At 65.8% G+C, this 16,957-nt stretch carries 19 protein-coding genes; 5 read left to right on the top strand and 14 right to left on the bottom strand.

The window, feature by feature from the left end:
• Positions 1–14: 14 nt before the first annotated feature.
• The 8 genes from FIU89_RS05085 to FIU89_RS05050 are packed head-to-tail and all read right to left on the bottom strand — an operon-like array spanning position 15 to position 6,271.
• On the bottom strand, positions 15–1,157 hold the full coding sequence (locus FIU89_RS05085) for a PotD/PotF family extracellular solute-binding protein (RefSeq protein ID WP_152491591.1): 1,143 nt from the start codon (positions 1,155–1,157) through the stop codon (positions 15–17).
• 35 nt (positions 1,158–1,192) lie between these two features.
• Positions 1,193–1,822, bottom strand: coding sequence for a microcompartment protein (locus FIU89_RS05080; protein ID WP_152491590.1), 630 nt, complete (start codon positions 1,820–1,822; stop codon positions 1,193–1,195).
• 27 nt (positions 1,823–1,849) lie between these two features.
• Positions 1,850–2,137 (bottom strand): BMC domain-containing protein, encoded by a 288-nt coding sequence (locus tag FIU89_RS05075; protein ID WP_152491589.1) that lies wholly within the window; start codon positions 2,135–2,137, stop codon positions 1,850–1,852.
• Between the two features lie 25 nt (positions 2,138–2,162).
• The gene (locus FIU89_RS05070; RefSeq protein WP_152491588.1) at positions 2,163–2,405 is read right to left on the bottom strand and encodes a EutN/CcmL family microcompartment protein; all 243 of its coding nucleotides are present in this window, start codon (positions 2,403–2,405) and stop codon (positions 2,163–2,165) included.
• Positions 2,402–2,842: a hypothetical protein gene (locus tag FIU89_RS05065; RefSeq protein ID WP_152491587.1), complete on the bottom strand. Its 441-nt coding sequence runs from the start codon at positions 2,840–2,842 to the stop codon at positions 2,402–2,404. The genes FIU89_RS05070 and FIU89_RS05065 overlap by 4 nt, the downstream gene beginning before the upstream one ends.
• Complete coding sequence (locus FIU89_RS05060; protein WP_152491586.1) at positions 2,842–3,453, bottom strand: BMC domain-containing protein; 612 nt, start codon at positions 3,451–3,453, stop codon at positions 2,842–2,844. Before FIU89_RS05060 ends, FIU89_RS05065 begins: the two co-directional genes overlap by 1 nt.
• A complete protein-coding gene (locus FIU89_RS05055) occupies positions 3,450–4,994 on the bottom strand; it encodes an aldehyde dehydrogenase family protein (RefSeq protein WP_152491585.1) in 1,545 nt (514 codons plus the stop codon). The genes FIU89_RS05060 and FIU89_RS05055 overlap by 4 nt, the downstream gene beginning before the upstream one ends.
• A complete protein-coding gene (locus FIU89_RS05050; protein WP_152491584.1) occupies positions 4,991–6,271 on the bottom strand; it encodes an aspartate aminotransferase family protein in 1,281 nt (426 codons plus the stop codon). Before FIU89_RS05050 ends, FIU89_RS05055 begins: the two co-directional genes overlap by 4 nt.
• Positions 6,272–6,414: 143 nt before the next feature.
• Here FIU89_RS05050 and FIU89_RS05045 point away from each other — a divergent pair, with 143 nt between their 5' ends.
• Positions 6,415–7,173: a DeoR/GlpR family DNA-binding transcription regulator gene (locus tag FIU89_RS05045; protein ID WP_152491583.1), complete on the top strand. Its 759-nt coding sequence runs from the start codon at positions 6,415–6,417 to the stop codon at positions 7,171–7,173.
• An 18-nt stretch (positions 7,174–7,191) separates the two neighbouring features.
• Here FIU89_RS05045 and FIU89_RS05040 read toward each other — a convergent pair whose 3' ends face one another.
• Positions 7,192–7,638: an NUDIX domain-containing protein gene (locus tag FIU89_RS05040; protein WP_152491582.1), complete on the bottom strand. Its 447-nt coding sequence runs from the start codon at positions 7,636–7,638 to the stop codon at positions 7,192–7,194.
• Between the two features lie 116 nt (positions 7,639–7,754).
• On the opposite strand from FIU89_RS05040, the gene FIU89_RS05035 reads away from it, so the two are divergent.
• The gene (locus tag FIU89_RS05035; protein WP_152491581.1) at positions 7,755–10,028 is read left to right on the top strand and encodes a propanediol/glycerol family dehydratase large subunit; all 2,274 of its coding nucleotides are present in this window, start codon (positions 7,755–7,757) and stop codon (positions 10,026–10,028) included.
• Positions 10,028–10,456, top strand: coding sequence for a diol dehydratase small subunit (locus FIU89_RS05030; protein WP_152491580.1), 429 nt, complete (start codon positions 10,028–10,030; stop codon positions 10,454–10,456). Before FIU89_RS05035 ends, FIU89_RS05030 begins: the two co-directional genes overlap by 1 nt.
• A gap of 160 nt (positions 10,457–10,616) precedes the next feature.
• On the opposite strand, the gene FIU89_RS05025 is transcribed toward FIU89_RS05030, so the two are convergent.
• The 5 genes from FIU89_RS05025 to FIU89_RS05005 are packed head-to-tail and all read right to left on the bottom strand — an operon-like array spanning position 10,617 to position 15,408.
• Positions 10,617–12,095, bottom strand: coding sequence for an aldehyde dehydrogenase (locus FIU89_RS05025; RefSeq protein WP_152491579.1), 1,479 nt, complete (start codon positions 12,093–12,095; stop codon positions 10,617–10,619).
• A gap of 8 nt (positions 12,096–12,103) precedes the next feature.
• Positions 12,104–13,138 carry an LLM class flavin-dependent oxidoreductase gene (locus tag FIU89_RS05020; protein ID WP_152491578.1) on the bottom strand — a complete coding sequence of 345 codons (1,035 nt, stop codon included), beginning with the start codon at positions 13,136–13,138 and terminating at the stop codon, positions 12,104–12,106.
• 2 nt (positions 13,139–13,140) lie between these two features.
• A complete protein-coding gene (locus tag FIU89_RS05015; RefSeq protein ID WP_152491577.1) occupies positions 13,141–14,052 on the bottom strand; it encodes a flavin reductase family protein in 912 nt (303 codons plus the stop codon).
• Complete coding sequence (locus FIU89_RS05010) at positions 14,049–14,837, bottom strand: alpha/beta fold hydrolase (protein ID WP_152491576.1); 789 nt, start codon at positions 14,835–14,837, stop codon at positions 14,049–14,051. The genes FIU89_RS05015 and FIU89_RS05010 overlap by 4 nt, the downstream gene beginning before the upstream one ends.
• Positions 14,809–15,408, bottom strand: a complete 600-nt coding sequence (locus tag FIU89_RS05005; RefSeq protein WP_152491575.1) for an amino acid synthesis family protein — start codon at positions 15,406–15,408, stop codon at positions 14,809–14,811. Before FIU89_RS05005 ends, FIU89_RS05010 begins: the two co-directional genes overlap by 29 nt.
• Positions 15,409–15,513: 105 nt before the next feature.
• Here FIU89_RS05005 and FIU89_RS05000 point away from each other — a divergent pair, with 105 nt between their 5' ends.
• Both FIU89_RS05000 and FIU89_RS04995 read left to right on the top strand, forming a co-directional pair.
• Entirely contained in the window at positions 15,514–16,344 is an 831-nt protein-coding gene (locus tag FIU89_RS05000) for a LysR family transcriptional regulator (RefSeq protein ID WP_152491574.1), read from the top strand.
• Positions 16,345–16,671: 327 nt separating this feature from the next.
• A complete protein-coding gene (locus FIU89_RS04995) occupies positions 16,672–16,914 on the top strand; it encodes a hypothetical protein (protein ID WP_152491573.1) in 243 nt (80 codons plus the stop codon).
• Positions 16,915–16,957: the final 43 nt, after the last annotated feature.

Genomic DNA, 16,957 nt, shown 5'->3' with positions numbered 1-16,957 from the left:
GGGACCGAACGCGCCTACGAGCGGCGCTCTTGGGTGTAGATGTCGATCAGCGTGTCGTAGGAGGCCACGACCTGGTAGTCGAGCGAGCGTGACATCTCCTCCTCGAGCGAATCCATCTGGATCGCGTCCAGTTCATCCGCGTCGAACAGCGCCATGACGGCCTCGTCGCCCATCTGGCTGACCGGGTTGTACGTGCCCTCGGTAAAGGCCACGGCCTTGGAGATTTCCGGCGTCTGCACGAATTCGAGGAAGTCCTGCGCCAGGTCGCTCGGGTCCGGGTTGTTGACCAGCGAGGTCAACTCGATCCAGACCACGCCGCCCTTGCCGTCGACCGGCCCGGACAGGGGCGTGATCGCGCGGACATTCGTGGCGCCGTCATAGCGCGCGGGCGATGCGGTATAAGTGCCGCCGGTGAAATAGGCGTCGATCTCGCCGTTGATCAGGGCGGTGTTCATCGCCACCAGATCGTCCGTCATCAGCTTGGCGCCGCCAAAGATCGTCCGGGCGGTTTCGCGGAACTTCTCGACATTGTCGCCCTCGACAGGCTCGAACGGGTTCAGCCCGGCGGTCAGGCACATGTGCATGACGTTCCAGTTGTCATAGGTCAGAACGCCGTAACGGTCCTTCATCGCCGGATCGAGGAAGAGGTTCCAGCCCTGCTCCTCGGCGGTTTCGCGGCTGATCTTGTCGGTGTTCACCACAAAGCTGAACGGACCGTAGCGCTGCGGCATCCCGATCAGTTCCCCGTCATCCGCGAAGGACAGCTCGTAGGGCGGGTTCTTGAAGGACGGCAGCATCTTGTCGAAATACGGCAGGAAGCGATCCTTATCGAGCGGCTTGATCAGGTTCTCCGGGTAAAGCCGGTCGCGCGCCCAGGGCTGGTTGACGTTGATCAGGTCCCAGACCGAGGTTTCCCCGGCGCGAAGCTTGTTGATCATGTCGGGGTCGGACGTGCCGCTTTCGGCACGCACCGTCGCGTCGGGATGCGCGTCGCGGAACGGTCCAAGCACTTCGTCCGAGTTGTAGCCTTCCCAGCAAAGGATGTTCATCCGGTCGCTGCGCGCCGCGAAAGCGGGGCTGAGTGGACCTGCGGCGACCAGGCCGGCCAATGCGGCCGAACGACCGACGAACTGTCTTCTAGAAATTCCCTTTTTCATTTTTCTCTCCTGTTGGTTGGTTTATTGCGCTCCGTTCAAGCGGAGCGGCCTTTGATTTCGTTCAATGTCTCCGTGATCCGGTCCCTTGCGACCTTCATGTCCTCCAGGCTGCCGGACATAAAGACCCGCCCCGTCGCGCCCATCATCTGGACGTCGTTGATCACCGCCTCCGGCGCGGCCTTCTCGGCCTCGTTGGCGGCGACGCAGGCAAACAGCGCCGGCGTCATCTCGTAGATCAAGAGCGCCACGCCGGGCACGAGAATGGACCCGTCACGCGATCGGTTCAAGATGATGGCGTGCTGGTCCGACAGGTCCTCGATGATGTCATGGTACAGCACCTTCGGCGCAAGCTGATCGGTATGCTTGGCACCGATCCCCTTCAGGATCGCCCGCCCCGCGGCGTCGAGATCCTTCATGTCGTCGGCATGCAGCTCCAGCAGCCCGAACTGGCGCTCGGTAAACAGGATGCCCGGCTCCATGTCCGGGGCCTCCTTCAGCGCCAGGTCGGCGATGCGGTGGATGCTGAGCGCGGGCGCGACCTCGATGATCAGCGAGTTCTGCCCGCGGAACGGCGGATAGGCGCGCGCCCGCAGGGGCGAGGACAGATAGGCCGCGAACTGCGGCTGCAGATCCTTGATCGGCAGATATACGCGAAGTTCCGTCATGATCCTGTCCTGTCCCCCTGCCCGGGATTACTTGGAAACGGCCGCGGCCGAAAAATGCTTGCCAAGATCGGCATGCGGACGCGGGATGACATGCACCGCGGTCACTTCGCCGACCTGGCTGGCCGCCTCTGCGCCCGCCTCGGTGGCGGCCTTGACCGCGCCGACGTCGCCCTTGACGACAACCGAGACGAGCCCGCCGCCGACTTCGTTGCGCGCGACGATTTCCACATTCGCGGCCTTGACCATGGCGTCCGCCGCGGAAAGCGCGGGGACGTATCCCTTGGTTTCGATCATTCCGATTGCTAAGTTAGCCATGAGTATCTTCCTTCATGTTTGACTGTTATTTCTTGTCGTCGATGGAGCCGATGATCAGGGCGTCCACGGGCACCGTGTCGCCTTGAAAGTAACTGGCGGCGACAGACCCTTGCGTCACCAGGACGGTCTCGCCGGTATCGCATCCAAGCGGGTCGAAGGCGATGAGCTTGCCGCCGCCGTCCGTTTCCACCTCCAGCAGCGCGCCGCGTGGCAGCGACGTTACGCGACGGGTCGACCAGACCTTTCCGATCACACGCGCTTGTATCATGTCTTATCCCTTTCGATCCGGATGCCGCGACGCCGCGCCTCGTCGCGCGCAAGCGGCGTCAGCCGGCTTGATGGCGCGATCCGCAGGCTGCGGGCGGACGCGGAGAGCGCATTGATGTCGCGCTCTGTGATCAGCGACTTGTCCAGCCGGTCCGGCGCGGTGCGTCGGGGCCCGGTAACAATCGGCGGCGCGGCAGCGGCCGGCGCGGCCGAGGGCATCGGGGTGGCCAGGTCGAACACCAGCTCGCCCCGCGCCACGCGGTCGGCAAAGCCCGGCTCGGCGGCCCGCTGCACCAGCTCCTGGGCAAAGCGGGTCAGGTCGGCGCCGGAGGCTATACGCACCTGTTCGCGCGCGGGCGTCATGCCGCCCGCCTCGTTGCGCAGCGCGGCAACCTCCTCGCGCAGGATCGCGCGGATCTCGTCCCTCAGGGCTGACATCACGACGCTCCTGCATCACGCAATGCGCCTTCTGCCGCATTTCTCGCATTCCGGACATCGGCCTCGGTCCCGGCCATGTACAGCCGCCCGTTCGCGCCGATCATCCGCATGTCGATCAGCTTCACGTCCGCTTCCTTTTCCGCCTCGTTGCAGGCAAGGATCGCATAGGCGGCGGACTGACATTCCAGCAGGTAGATGCTGTCACCGCCAAGCACCATCGACCCCAGCTTGTTGCGGTTCATCAGAAACGCGTGCTGGTCGTCCACGTTCGTGACCAGCTTGGAGGCAAGGATCTTGGGCGGCGCCACGTCGTCAGCTGTCTTTCCAAGCGCCTCAAGAATGGCCGCGGCCCCGGAATGCACCTCGGCGGTAGAGCGCGAATGGAATTGCAGCGTGCCGAACTGGCGTTCGACCACCAGGAGGCCGGCGTGGACATCGGCGCTTTTCAGCACCGTATCGGTCAGCGCCTCGACATCCAGCCCGGGCGCGATTTCGACGATCTGCGCCGCCATCCGAAGACGCGGCAGCGTGCCCCGCATCCAGGTCGAGATATAGGCCAGCGTCTGGGGCTGAAGCTGATCGATGAAGATCGACGCACGAAGATCGGTCATGCGTCACCCCCTTTCAGGCTGCGCAGTTCTTCCAGGATAAGCCGGCGCAACTCGTCGCGACTGACGTCACCCGACCCTTGAGGGTCCGCAGGCTGCGATGAGTCGGCGGGGGCCGCAGGCATCGCGCGTCCCGACGAGACCGCATCGAGGTCTACGCCGCCAAGGTCCGCCGGCGCGTCCTTGCCATAGGCGATGCGCGTCCACTGGACCAGGTGCTGGGGCCCAAGATTCTCGCCGATCGAGGAGCGCCCGGCAAAGCCGGTCCCGATGGTGAAGGACGGCGGCAGATGCGTGGCGAACCCCGCCGCGCCTTGCGAACACGGCGCGTTGACCACCACGCGATAGACCGGCACGCCCTGCGAGAAGGCCACCAGCCGGTCGGTATCCTCGCCGTGGAACGCCGCCGAATGCCCCGCCCCGCGCCGCGTCGTGTGCTTGGCGAATGTCAGGGCCTGTTCGAAATCCCCCGCGGCGGTCAGCGTCAGCACCGGACACAGCTTTTCTCGGAAAAGCAGGTCGTCCTGGCCCGGCGTTTCCACCACCGGCACGAGGATTTTCGTCGACGGATTCACGCGCAGGCCCGCGCGCTCGGCGATCCAGGCGGCGCTCTTTCCGATGGCCTCCAGGTTGAAGCCCTTCTCGGTGAACAGGTAGTCGCGCAGCCGGTCGGTGTCGGCGGCGTTGCACACATGCGCCCCGGCGGACCGCAGCGCGCGCTCCATGTTGCCCCGGTTGCTGCCCAGCGTGATCGCGACGCTTTCGTTGGTGCAAAGCACCGAATTGTCGAACGCCTTGCTTTCGACCAGGCAGCGCGCGGCGGCATCCACCCTGGCGGTCGGGTCGATATAGGCCACGGCATTGCCCGGCCCCACCCCGAGCGCGGGATTGCCCGAGGAATAGGCGGCCCGCACCATCGCGGTGCCACCCGTGGCAAGGATGACGTTGATCCGGTCGGAGGCCATGATGTCCTGCACCAGCGGCACCGACGGGTTTTCGACGCACTGGATCAGGCCGGCGGGGGCGCCCGCGGCCTCGGCCGCCTGTGCGATATGCCGGGCCGCGGCCGCCGAAACCGACTTGGAGGCCGGATGCGGGCTGAGCACGATGGCGTTGCGGCTCAGGATTGCCAGCATCGCCTTGTAATAGACCGTCGCGACCGGGTTGGTCGCGGGCGCCAGGGCAAAGACCACGCCGGCGGGTTTCGGCAATTCGATGATCTTGCGCGCCTCGTCGACGCGGGGCGTCACCAGGTCGAGGTCGCGGTAGTAGTCCAGCAGCTCATGGGTGCAAAGACGGTTCTTGATCGTCTTGTGCTCCACCACGCCAAATCCGGTTTCGGCCACCGCCTCCTCGGCGAACTGCGCCGCTTTCTCGTAGCCTGCCTTGGCCACGGCCTCGGCGATGGCCAGCACCGCATCGCGGTTGAAATCCTTGTAGTAGCGCGCCGCCCATGCCGCGCGGCCCACTTTCATCCGGGCACGCGACAGTTCCCTGTCCGGGACCGAAAGACGCGGCGCGTCCAGTGTAGCCTGCTCGCTCATGCTGCCCGCCTCATGCTTTTCAGAAGTTCCCGTGCGCGCGGCATGGCCGCATCGAACCTGTCCATGATCTCCTGGCAGGTGTCGACATCCAGCACGACGCCCGGCTTGAACTGCAGCACGCGCTTGTCGAGCGACGAGAAGATCGCCCAGACGCCATTTTCATAAAGCGCGCGCGACACCGCGACAGCCCCTTCGGGGTGGTCGAATTCCAGCCCCAGAACGACGCCCCGCTGGCGCACGCCCACGAAGATGTCGCTGTGGCGCGCCATCATCTCTTCCATGCCGCGGGCAAAGAACTCCGCCACAAAATGCACGTTCGAAACAACCTCGGGACGTTGCAGCATCTCGATCACGTGATGCCCGACAAGACAGCCCAACTCAGAGCCGCCGGCGGTGCTGATATGGGCCGCACCGTCCTCGACCAGCCACTGGCCGCATTCCTCCGTGGCAAGGCAGGCACTGATCGGGTAGATGCCGCCGCCCAGCCCCTTGCCGCAAACGAACATGTCGGGCGTCAGGCCGTATCCCTGCCAGCCCCACATCGTGCCGGTCCGCATCAGGCCGGTCTGCACCTCGTCGGCGATGAACTTGGTGCCGTATTTCCGGCACAGATCCTGGCAGGCCTTGAGATAACCCTCCTCGGGCATGGGAAACCCGTAAGTCGCCGGGATCGTCTCGATGATGAAACCGGCCACGTCACGGTTCTTCAGCACCTGCTCCAGCGCATCGACGTCGTTGAAGGGCACCTGGATGAACTCGTCGGGTTTTTCCGACAGGAAGATCTTGGAAAAGCGTTCGTCCCCGGCCGCGACCGACAGGCCGGAATGGCCGTGATACCCCTTGATGATCGACACGATCTTGCGCCGCTTGGTGGCGTAACGCGATGTTTTCAGGGCGATTTCCACGGCCTCGGCCCCGCCTGCCCCGAAGATCGCGTATTTCGTGTGCGGCGCCGTCGCGACCAGTTTCTCGGCAAAGGCCGCGCGGGCGACGGAGGGGAACCAGTGATTGCCCATGTCGAAGTAATCGAGCCCGGACTTGAGCACTTCGACCAGCTCGGGATGACGGTGCCCGAAATTGTAGGTCCCGCCATTCAGGTGAAGGTCGATCAGCCGCTTGCCCGACATGTCGTAAAGGAAATATCCCTCGCGGCGGTCGATCACCATCGGCGTGCCGGCTTCCTTCCAGAAGCTGACCTTGCCCGGATTCCAGTATTCCGCCGCCTTCTTCAGAAGGTCGTCCTTCGAGTCGAAGGAAAAGTATCCGTAGTTGAACACGCGATTCCCCTTTGCAGTTGGTCACCACGTTAGCACCTAATTTTTGACTAACAACATTTTTTGACCGAAGTCGGTCATTTTTGTTTCGATTCCTTCCGCGAATTGCGTATATTCATGTTTGAGAGGCAGCCAACGGGCCTGAAATGTCTAAGAAAACACTGCGGCACGACCAGATTTTAAGCATTCTGGAAGTAAGCCCCTCCATACGCGTGGCCGAAATGGCGGAGGAACTCGGTGTCTCCAGCGAGACGGTGCGGCGCGACCTGACCGAGCTTGACGAGTCCGGGCGGATCAAGCGCACCTATGGCGGAGCCGTCAGGACCAGGTCGTTCGAGCCCGCGCTGGCCGAGCGGTTGCAACTGCACACGCGCGCCCGCGAACAGATTGCGCGGCTCGCGGTCGAAAGCATCGGCGACGCCGGCAGCCTTTTCATCGGCGGCGGGGCGACGACAATGCATTTCGCGCGCGCGCTGCGCGGGATCGACCGGCAGCTGACCGTCCTGACCCCCGCCTTCAGCATCGCGACCGAGTTGTCGGTCAATCCTCTGATACAGGTCCTGTCGCTCCCCGGTATCGTCGAGCCGCGCGAGGGCCTGGTCTACGGCTCCCAGACCACCGAATGCATCAAGCAGTTCCGCGCACCGATCGCCATCACCGGCGCGTCGGGCATCGACGAGAACGGCGTCAGCGAGGCCCTGCTGCACGCCGGTCAGGTCTATGCCGCGATGATCGAGGCCGCCGACGAGGCCTTCATCCTCGCCGATGCGTCGAAATTCGGAAACCGCTCCCTGCAGCAGATCGTCGACTGGAATCCCCGCCTGACCCTGATCACGGACGAGCGTCCTCCCCCCAACTTGTGGGACGCGATCCGCAAGGCCGACGCGCAAATCATCGCGGGGTGAGGGATGACGGGGCGCGCATCAGGACCGAGCCAGCAGGACGTCGCGGACGAAGGCCCGGTCACCGGCATTCGTCAGGCGGCGGGCGGCCTCGGCGGGCGTGACCCAGACGACGCTGTGCTCGGGGTGATACGGGTCGGACAGGCGGCGCACCGGCCGGGCAATGTAGATGCTGCACAGCTTTTCGGCCCACATGTCGTATTCCGGCAGGTACCCGTACTGGCGGTACCGCCCCAGAAGGCGCGGCGCGCCGACGCGCCAGCCGGTTTCCTCCAGCACCTCGCGCGCCAGGGCCCGCAGCGGCGCCTCGCCCCGGTCCACTCCGCCGCCGGGCAGTTGCAGCTCGGGAACCGGCGCACTCTGAAAGGTCAGCAGAACGCGCCCGCCGCGCGGCAAGAGCGCATAGACGCCCGGCCGCCTGTCATAGCGGCGCGTGGAGTGGGGGCGCGGGCCGTGGATCGGTATCATGCCTTCATCCTGCCAAGGGTCGCGCCCGATCGGAGCAGACCGGCCGCGACAATTCAACACCAAGACACGGCGGAAACGCTTCATCCAAGGACCGGCGCAGGGAGGCGCTACCCAAAATGAGCAACAGTTACGACGCCAACCGCTGGAAACGTTTCGACGAGTGGGATGCGCGGCCGCTGCGCCACGACCAGTTCGCGGTCGAGGATCCCGAGAACGGGTTTTCCGCCTTCAACGGGGCGGCCGACCCCGGCCCCGGCCTGAAGATCGAGAACGGCAAGGTCAGCATGATGGACGGCGTCGCGGCACAGGATTTCGACATGATCGACGCGTTCATCGCGGCGCATCACCTGGACATGGACGTGGCCGAGGAAGCGATGGCGATCCCGGCCGAGCAACTCGCGCGCATGTTGGTCGACATGAACGTGCCACGGGCCGAGCTTGTCCGCCTGGCGCGCGGCCTCACACCGGCCCGGCTGGCCGAGGCCGTGGCACAACTGAACGCGATGGAAATCGCCTTCGCCTATTCAAAGATGCGCGCCCGCAGGACGCCGGGCAACCAGGCGCATGTGACCAACGCCAAGGACGATCCCTTGCAGCTGGCCGCCGATGCCGCCGTGGCCGTGGCGCTCGGGTTCGACGAGATCGAGACGACGATGCGGGTGGCGCGCAATTCGTGGTCGAACGCGCTGGCCTGCTGCGTGGGGTCGGTCGTGGGCCGGGCCGGCACGCTCTTTCAATGCTCCAGCGAAGAGGCCGAAGAGCTCGAAATCGGCATGGCGGGGTTCACCTCCTACGCCGAAACCGTGTCGGTCTATGGCACGGAAAGCGCGTTCATCGACGGCGATGACACGCCCTGGTCCAAGGCGTGGCTGGCCGCCGCCTATGCCTCGCGCGGGATCAAGATGCGCTGCACCTCCGGCGCGGCGTCGGAACTTCTGATGGGCTATCACGAGGCCAAGTCGCTGCTCTACCTCGAGGCGCGCTGCCTGTGCATCCAGCGCGGCATGGGCTCCCAGGGCACGCAGAACGGCGGCATCGACGGCGCGCCGCTGGCCTCGTCCATTCCCGGCGGCGTGCGCGAGATCTGGGCCGAGAACCTGCTAGCGGTCTGGCTGGACCTGGAATGCGCCTCGGGCAACGATGCCAGGCATTCCGAATCCGAGATGCGGGTCGCCGCCAAGGTGCTGCCCTTCCTGATTGGCGGATCGGACCTGATCTGCTCGGGCTTCGGCAGCATCCTGAAATACGACAATTCCTTCAATCCGTCGTCGTTCAACGGCGAGGAGCTGGAGGAATTCCTGGTGCTCCAGCGCGATTTCGAGGCCGATGGCGGGCTGACCTCGATCGAGGACGCAAGCGCGCTGGACCTGCGCCGCCGCGCCATCGACGCGCTGTCGCATGTGCTGAAGGATCTGGACCTCGCCGCGCCGACCGAGATCATGAAACGCTCCGTCGCGGTCGCGTCGGGCTCGAACGACACGCAAAGCTTCGCACCGCGCGACGTCGCGGTGATCAGCGACAAGATCAGCCGCCAGCGCATCACCGTCCTGGACGTGATCCGGTCGCTGCATCGTGGCGGTTTCGTGCCCGAGGCGCAGAACCTGCTGTTCCTGGTGAAGCTGCGCGTTTCGGGCGACTACCTCCAGACCTCGGCGATCGTCCGGGACGGGCACGTCATCAGCGCCATCAACGATCCCAACGACTATACCGGCCCCGGCACCGGCTATCGGCTGACCGAGGCGCGGCGCAAGGAACTGGCGGCGATCCGCAACGTGCTGGACCGCGACGAGGTGCTGCGCCGCGAGGCGGCAAGCGAACCTGCCGAGGCCCGCGCGATCGAGTACAGCACCATGGGTCCCGCCGAGCGCGGCACCGACCCGCACGAGGTGGTCGTGGGTATCAGCCCCGGGTTCGGCACCAGGATATTCAGGACACTTTCGGGGCTTCCGCTCAGCAAGGTGTTGAAGGCGCTTCGCGACGGGATCGAAAAAGGCGGCGGACGGATGCGGCTGATGCGGATCCGGCATACCGCCGACACGTCCTTCCTGGGTCTCAGCGCCGCGCGGCTCTCGGGCTCGGGCATCGGGATCGGGATCCAGTCCAAGGGCACGGCGGTGATCCACCAGAAGGACCGCCTGCCCCACAACAACCTCGAACTGTTCTCGAACGCGCCGGTGACCAACCTGGATCACTACCGCGCGCTCGGAGAGAACGCGGCGCAATACGCCCGCGGCGACCTGCCCGCGCCGGTCGTCGTGCCGACCCAGGGCGAGGCGCTTGGCGCACGGTTCCATGCCCGCGTGGCGCTGACCTATGCGATCGAGACCAAGATGACCGAGAACAACGCCTCGCCCGAGACCGTCGATATCAATTTCCTGGGAGAAACCTGATGCCCGATCAGCCGCTCACGACCGAAAACTACCCCCTTGCGGAAACGTCGCCCGAACGGGTCACCGGCCATCGCGGCAAGTCGCTGGACGAGCTGACGCTCGAAGCGGTGCTTGCCGGCGACGTCGGGATGGAGGACTTGCGCATCACGCCGAACGCGCTCTTGCAGCAAGCCCAGATCGCGCGCTCCGCGGGCCGCGCCGCCCTGGCGCGGAACTTCGAGAGGGCCGCGGAAATGACGCGGGTGCCGCAGGACACGATCATGGAGATCTACGAACTGCTGCGCCCCGGACGGACCCGCTCGATCGAAAGCCTGCAGAACACCGCGCAAAGGCTCAGACGCGAATTCAACGCGCCCCTGCTCGCCCAGCTGGTGGAGGAAGCTGCCTCCGCATACGAAAAGCGAGGATTGTTCCGCAATCGTTACTGACGCAGGTCTGCCTTTTGGCAGGTCGGCTCCCCGATCCGTCCCCGGTTTCAGGCCGACTTCCCGCGCAGCGGGCAAGGCACCGGCGACACGCCGCGAAGCCTCGCCTTGCCTTGGGGCGGCGCGTTCCCCGCCGATCCCGGACCGGCTGTCGTCGCCCGGCTCACCGCATGACGAAGGGATTTGCCATGGGTGCGTCCGACGTGCTGATCCACACGGTCTTCGTGCAGGTATAGTCCCGGATCGCGTCCAGCCCGGCCTCGCGGCCATAGCCGGACTGATCGAACCCGCCGAACGGCGCGATGGGCGACACGGCCCTGTAGGTGTTGACCCAGCATATCCCGGCCTTCAGCCGTGACGAGACCCGGTGCGCCCGCGCGACATTCTGCGTGAAGATGCCCGACCCCAGACCGAACGGCGTGCCGTTGGCAAGGGCGATGGCCTCGTCCTCGGTCTCGAACGGCAAGAGCGACATCACCGGACCGAACATTTCGACCTTCAATGTCTCCGCGCCCGGATCGGCGCATTCGACCAGCGTCGGCGCCATGTAGTTGCCCGGACGGTCCAGCGGCGCGCCACCGAACCGCACCCGCGCCCCGCCGGATATGGCGTCGGCAAGCGTGGTCTCGATCCTGCGGATCTGGTCCGCCGTGCATAGCGGGCCGATCTGGGTGCTGGCGTCAAGCGGGTCTCCGATCACGACGCCGTTCATCTTTTCCTCGATTTTCCCCGCCACCTCCTCGAAGACCGAGCGTTGCACCAATCCACGGGTCCCCGCCACGCAGCTTTGGCCCGAGGCCCCGAAATTGCCCGCGATCAGACCGTTCGCCGCGCTTTCCAGGTCCGCGTCCTCGAACACCAGGATGGGGGATTTCCCGCCCAGTTCCAGCGTCGTGACCGCGAAATTCTCTGCCGAGTTGCGCACCACGTGCCGCGCGGTCTCGGGGCCGCCGGTGAACGCGATACGGTCCACGTCCGGGTGCCGGGTCAGGGGAATGGCGCAGTTTTCCGCGTCCCCCGTGATGACCGAAACCACACCCTCGGGAAACCCCGCCCTCTCGATCAGGCGGGCGAATTCCAGTATCGGGGCGGGCGCAATTTCCGAGGCTTTCAACACCACGGCGCAGCCCGCCGCAAGCGCGGGCCCCAGTTTCGTCGCGGTCAGGAACATCTGCGCGTTCCACGGCACGATCGCGGCGACCACACCGATCGGCTCGCGCCGCGTGTAGACATGCATGTCCGGCTTGTCGATCGGCAGGACCGCGCCTTCGATCTTGTCCGCCAGCCCCGCGTAATAGCGGTAATAGTCACCCACATAGGCCGACTGCGCCGCCGTCTCCGCCAGCAGCTTTCCACTGTCGGTGGTCTCGATCCGGCCAAGCTCGGCCGCGTGCTCCTCGATCAGCTCCGCCAGCCGGTACAGCAGCTTGCCGCGTTGCGTCTGGGTCATGTCCCGCCAGGCCGGATCGTTCAGCGCCCTGCGGGCCGCCCGCACGGCCCGGTCCACATCCGCGCCCGAAGCGCAGGCGAAACTGGCCCAGTCCTGCCCGGTCGCGGGGTTCTGCGAAGTCATCGTCTGCCCGTCCGACCCTTCGGTCCATGCCCCGTCGATAAACAGCTGGAAATGTGGTCTGTCCTGCATTCTGCACCTCATCCAAAGGCCGGCATGACGGTCTCGATGAACCGCGCCAGCGACGCCCGCTTGCGTTCGAAACTCATACCGCTGTCGATCCAGAAGGCATACTCGTCATAGCCCAGCTCTTCATACCTCTTGATCTTCTCGATCACAGCATCGGCGGTTCCGATGGTCAGGTCACGCGCCATGTTCTCGGGGCTCATCAGCGTGTTCGCCGCCATCTCCTCCTCGGACAAGGGCGCAAGCAGACCCTTCTCGACCGGGCGCTTGTTCTGGAACCAGGCGCCGAAATAGCAGTAGAAACGCGACAATTCCCGCGCCGCCAGCGCCACGTCCCCGGCATCCGAGCCGACATAGGTGTGATGCAGCAGCATGATCTTGGGCCGGGGGCCATCATGGGCGTCGCAGGCGGCGTCGAAGCGTTGCTTCAGCGTTACGATCTCGTCCAGCCCCTGCCAAAGCGGCGTGACCTGGATGTTGAACCCGTTCTTCACCCCGAATTCATGGCTGTTGGGATCGCGCGCCGCGATCCAGATCGGCGGCCCGCCCTCCTGTACCGGCGCGGGCGCGGCGGTGGTGGCGGGAAAGCTGTAGAACTCTCCGTCATGGGCACAGTCCCCGGCCCATAGCTTGGGCAGCAGCGGGGCAAGCTCGCGCATCCGCTGTCCCGCCTCCCACGCGTCCAGTCCCGGCATCAAACGCTCGTATTCATAAGAATAGGCCCCGCGCGCAATACCCAGCTCGATGCGGCCATCGGTCATCAGGTCCGCCGCCGCCGCCTCCCCGGCAAGCTTGATCGGGTGCCAGAACGGCGCGATGACGGTCCCGGTCCCCAGCTTCACATTCTTCGTGTGGTGGGCGATATTCACCAGCGACATCAACGGGTTCGGCGCGATGGTGAACTCCATGCCATGATGCTCGCCGGTCCAGACGGCGCGCATCCCGGCGTCATCGGCCATCTTGCACAGCTCGATCAGCTCGGCATTGAGCTCCTTGTGCGACTGGTCGGGCGCAAGCCGTTCCATGTGTACGAACAGCGAGAAATCCATTGCTACGTCCTTTCGAATGGCTGGTGTACGTCGCCGTGCCGCGCATCGCCGATGTAAAGGCCGAAATTGCGCGTCCGCGTCTCGACCGCGAAGCGCATCATCATGTCTCGGATGGCGGATGACGCGAATGTCTGGTCCGGGATCTCGCGGACCGGGCAGCGGGTGAACGCGTCGCTGGCACCCGTCGCGGTCGCAAGAAAGTACGAGCTTTGCGCCGCGTCGTCGCGAAACACGGAATAGGCAGGACCCAGGGTGACGGGCTGTCCGCGACGCGCAAGCTCCTGCACCAGCCGCGTGCGGGTGTTTTCGTGATCCTGCGCGACAACCTGCGGCGGCCGGAACCCCGCGTCGGTCTTCTCCAGAAGCACGTCGTCGCCAAGCGATATGATCGCGCCGCAGAGCGCCGCCCCGTCCGCGGGTTCCAGCGCCGCGCGCTCCAGCCCCAGGCTGAAGAACCGGCCTCCCGCATATCCCAGTCCACGCCCGCCCGCATGGGTGAACGCCTGCACCTCGCCGATCAGGATCGCGTGGTCGCCCGCGTCGATCACCTCATGCGTCCGGCACGAGAACCGCGACAGCGCCCCGCCGATCAGAACGTTGCCAAGCGCGTCCTCGCCGTGATCCACCCGGGCGAAACGGTCGCCCTTGTAGCTGGCAAAGGTGGTGGCGACGTCTTCCTGCCCTTCGGCCAGGACATTGACCGCGAAATGGGTGCAGCCCGCAAAGCTGTCGAAGCTCGACAGGAACTTGCCCGGGCACACCAGCAGCAGCGGAGGCTCCAGCGAGACCGAGGAAAACGAATTGGCGGTGAACCCGACGGGCCGTCCGGCGGCGTCGCGGGTCGTCACCACGGTCACGCCCGTCATGAAACTGCCGAAGGCGCTGCGCAGCGCGCGACTGTCGAGGGAAGTCATGGCCAGACCTCCCGCGCCAATGCCACCAGGGCGCCAAGAACGCGGTCCGCATGGGTCATCGGCATCATGTGCGCCGCGTCGTCGATCACCAGGGCGCGACCATCGGGCGCAAGATCGGCCATCGTCCGTGACATTTGGGGCGTCGAATTGGGGTCGAGCGCCCCCGTGGCGAAAAGCGCCGGGCACGCAATCGCACGCACGGTCTCGCGGCTCGGCGCCTCGGCGCGGGCAAAGGCGGTGTAGGCGGCCTTGTACCCGGCGGGGTCCACCGCGCGCAGCCACCTGTCGCAGGCCGCCCGCTCGGGCGAGGCCGCGTTGCCGAACCAGCGCTCCAGGGTTTGCGTCGGGTCCGGCACCGTCCTGCCGTCATGGCGGCCGGCGCGCTCCCGAATGGCCGCCGCGGCCCCGGGCGGGCGTTCGAACACCGCGTTCAGCGCCGCAACCGCGCAGACCTTCGCGAGCGCGCGCGCGGCCAGCTCGACCGCGATCAGCGCCCCCATCGAATGGCCGGCGATCACGGCAGGCTCGGTCAGGCTGTCCAACAACGGCAAGACGGCCTGCACGTAATCCTCCAGCGACGGCTGCCCGTTCAGGCGGCGGCTTTGCCCGTGGCCCGGCATGTCGGGCGCGACCACCCGGCAGGCGCCGCTCAGCCCGTCGATCTGCGCCCCCCAAGCCTCTGCGTTCAGGCCGACCCCGTGCAACAGCACCACGGGCCGCCCTGCCCCCGCCTCCAGCACGGCAAGGCCCGCGCGCTCAGACCGCGGCAGGGTTGTCGACGTCATGACCCAGATCCTTCAGATCCTGGTAGCGGTCCCCGATCCGGTGATGCGGCCGGCCCGACAGGGCCGCGCCCAGCACCACGACAACTTCGTCCGCTCGCGGGGCGTCGGGGATGGCGAACTGGATCGTCAGGTAATGCGACCGCCGCCCGGCATCGTTCTTGTCCATCAAGGGTACCATGATCGGCGCATTGGCGGGCCCGCGCGTGTTGGTGAACGCCAGATACGACCTGGCCTCGACCGCTTCGCGGTAGAAATTGCCGAAGCGCAGCGTGTGGATCAGGCCCGAGGCATGTTCGATCTCGCCGTCCAGCCCCACGACCGCCGCTTTGCCATAGGCCTCTATCGCCGCGCCGCTTCCGGCCAGGCGGATCATCCGATCCGTCATCATCTCGCCCAGCGCCGGCCCATACGCGCGAATGTCCGGGGCCAGGTCCTCGACGAAGCGGCCCGCCCACGGATTGCGCAGCACGACCGCCACCGCGAACATGCGCCACGGCGTGCGGGCGGCGCGAAACCCCTCGATGAGGACCTCTTCATCGAAGGTCACGATTTTCCTGATTTCCGGGCTCACAATGCATCCTTTCGCTTTGGTCCCAGCGTAGAAAGCCCAGAATTCTTTGACAAACGAATGGATTATGCCCTTAGGTATTACAAACACTAATGGCTGGCTTGCCCAATGACGAAATCGCTCCCGCCTCTCGGATGGCTGCGGTCCTTCGAGGCCGCGGCGCGCCACCTCAGCTTTACCATGGCGGCCGAGGAAATCGGCCTCACCCAATCGGCGATCAGCCAGCAGGTCAAGTCGCTGGAAATGCGACTGGGCGTGCAGCTTTTCGTGCGGCACGCGCGCGGGCTGGCCCTGACCGATGCGGGGCGCCGCCTGTTGCCCGAGGTCGGCGCACCGCTTCAGGCCCTTGCGAATGCGATGGTCGGCATGGACACCCGCCCCTCGCGGCACCTGTTGACGGTCGCCGCCTCGATCAGTGTCGCGCACTGGATCATCGCCCCGCGCCTGCCGGGCTTCCGCGCACGCTTTCCCGATGTCGAGGTCAGGATCCTCAGCGCGATCTGGCCGGATGATTTCCATACCACACGCGCGGATGTCGAGATACGCTTCGGCTCCGGCAAGCAGGCCGGCCCCGAGGCCCAGGCGATCCGGCCCAACGGCCTCGTCGCCATCAAGGCGCCGACGCTGCACGGCCCGATCTCCGACCTGCCGCGCATCGAAACCGTCGGAACGTCCAGCGGCTGGCAGGCCTGGTCCCGGCAGGTCGAGCCCCTGCCCGGCCCGTCGATCTATACCGACACGTATGGCATGGCGCTGCACCTGGCGGTACACGGCAACGGCGTCGCGCTGGTGAATGAATGGATGACCCGGGACGCCATCCGCACCGGGCTTGTCGACCGGGCACATCCCGCCTCGATCCCAAGCCAGGAGGGCTATTATCTCTCCGTCACCACGGACAAGCCCGAGGCGGACGCCTTCCGCGCCCTGATCCTGCAATGATCCTCCGAAGATTGGTCGCCTGAGGCCAACACCATTCCGAGGTCCAGCGCGCCGGACTGTACCGGAAATGTCGGCGGCCTTTCCCCCCTTGTCTGCCCTCGAACCAGGCCGTCGCGCACAGCCGCGCCGCGGCCACGCCAGCACCCATATTTCGCTTAAGATTCTCACATGTGCTCAACTAACATATTAGCTACGTATTACTTGCATATTGACCGTCGACCGAAAGTCGTCTACGACTTCGCGGTGCAGGTTCCCGGTGCGGTTTGGAGTCCGCCTCGGTCGACTTTTCCTTTCGAAACAATTCCGGGGCTTTTCACCCGCGGCGACATGGCCGCGACCGGCGACGCGATGACCATCGTGGGCATCCTGCGGCAAGCCCCCTACCTGTCGAACGCCCTGCGCGCGGCCGGCAAGGGCAAACGCGCCGAACGCATGGCGCCTTACATCCCGTGGCGCGATGCGCCGATGCTCATGCCCCTCGGCTCGGCCCGCGCCTCGAGGCCAGCCACCTGCCCCTGCCGGCACCGCTGGCCCATGCGTGCACCCTGCGCGGCCTCGGCGACGCGCTGACACGCCTGGCCAAGGGCCGCGACCTCTTTATCGGGAAATACAG

Source organism: Roseovarius sp. THAF27 (genome assembly GCF_009363655.1).
GTDB lineage: Bacteria > Pseudomonadota > Alphaproteobacteria > Rhodobacterales > Rhodobacteraceae > Roseovarius.
The sequence above is the reverse complement of the archived record's forward strand: the minus strand, read 5'-3'. Positions and strand labels throughout refer to the sequence as shown.

Coding starts and splice junctions, on each gene's coding strand:
- FIU89_RS05085 (WP_152491591.1), bottom strand. CDS start 1,157: ATGAAAAAGGGAATTTCTAGAAGACAGTTCGTCGGTCGTTCGGCCGCA.
- FIU89_RS05080 (WP_152491590.1), bottom strand. CDS start 1,822: ATGACGGAACTTCGCGTATATCTGCCGATCAAGGATCTGCAGCCGCAG.
- FIU89_RS05075 (WP_152491589.1), bottom strand. CDS start 2,137: ATGGCTAACTTAGCAATCGGAATGATCGAAACCAAGGGATACGTCCCC.
- FIU89_RS05070 (WP_152491588.1), bottom strand. CDS start 2,405: ATGATACAAGCGCGTGTGATCGGAAAGGTCTGGTCGACCCGTCGCGTA.
- FIU89_RS05065 (WP_152491587.1), bottom strand. CDS start 2,842: ATGTCAGCCCTGAGGGACGAGATCCGCGCGATCCTGCGCGAGGAGGTT.
- FIU89_RS05060 (WP_152491586.1), bottom strand. CDS start 3,453: ATGACCGATCTTCGTGCGTCGATCTTCATCGATCAGCTTCAGCCCCAG.
- FIU89_RS05055 (WP_152491585.1), bottom strand. CDS start 4,994: ATGAGCGAGCAGGCTACACTGGACGCGCCGCGTCTTTCGGTCCCGGAC.
- FIU89_RS05045 (WP_152491583.1), top strand. CDS start 6,415: ATGTCTAAGAAAACACTGCGGCACGACCAGATTTTAAGCATTCTGGAA.
- FIU89_RS05040 (WP_152491582.1), bottom strand. CDS start 7,638: ATGATACCGATCCACGGCCCGCGCCCCCACTCCACGCGCCGCTATGAC.
- FIU89_RS05035 (WP_152491581.1), top strand. CDS start 7,755: ATGAGCAACAGTTACGACGCCAACCGCTGGAAACGTTTCGACGAGTGG.
- FIU89_RS05030 (WP_152491580.1), top strand. CDS start 10,028: ATGCCCGATCAGCCGCTCACGACCGAAAACTACCCCCTTGCGGAAACG.
- FIU89_RS05025 (WP_152491579.1), bottom strand. CDS start 12,095: ATGCAGGACAGACCACATTTCCAGCTGTTTATCGACGGGGCATGGACC.
- FIU89_RS05020 (WP_152491578.1), bottom strand. CDS start 13,138: ATGGATTTCTCGCTGTTCGTACACATGGAACGGCTTGCGCCCGACCAG.
- FIU89_RS05015 (WP_152491577.1), bottom strand. CDS start 14,052: ATGACTTCCCTCGACAGTCGCGCGCTGCGCAGCGCCTTCGGCAGTTTC.
- FIU89_RS05010 (WP_152491576.1), bottom strand. CDS start 14,837: ATGACGTCGACAACCCTGCCGCGGTCTGAGCGCGCGGGCCTTGCCGTG.
- FIU89_RS05000 (WP_152491574.1), top strand. CDS start 15,514: ATGACGAAATCGCTCCCGCCTCTCGGATGGCTGCGGTCCTTCGAGGCC.
- FIU89_RS04995 (WP_152491573.1), top strand. CDS start 16,672: ATGGCCGCGACCGGCGACGCGATGACCATCGTGGGCATCCTGCGGCAA.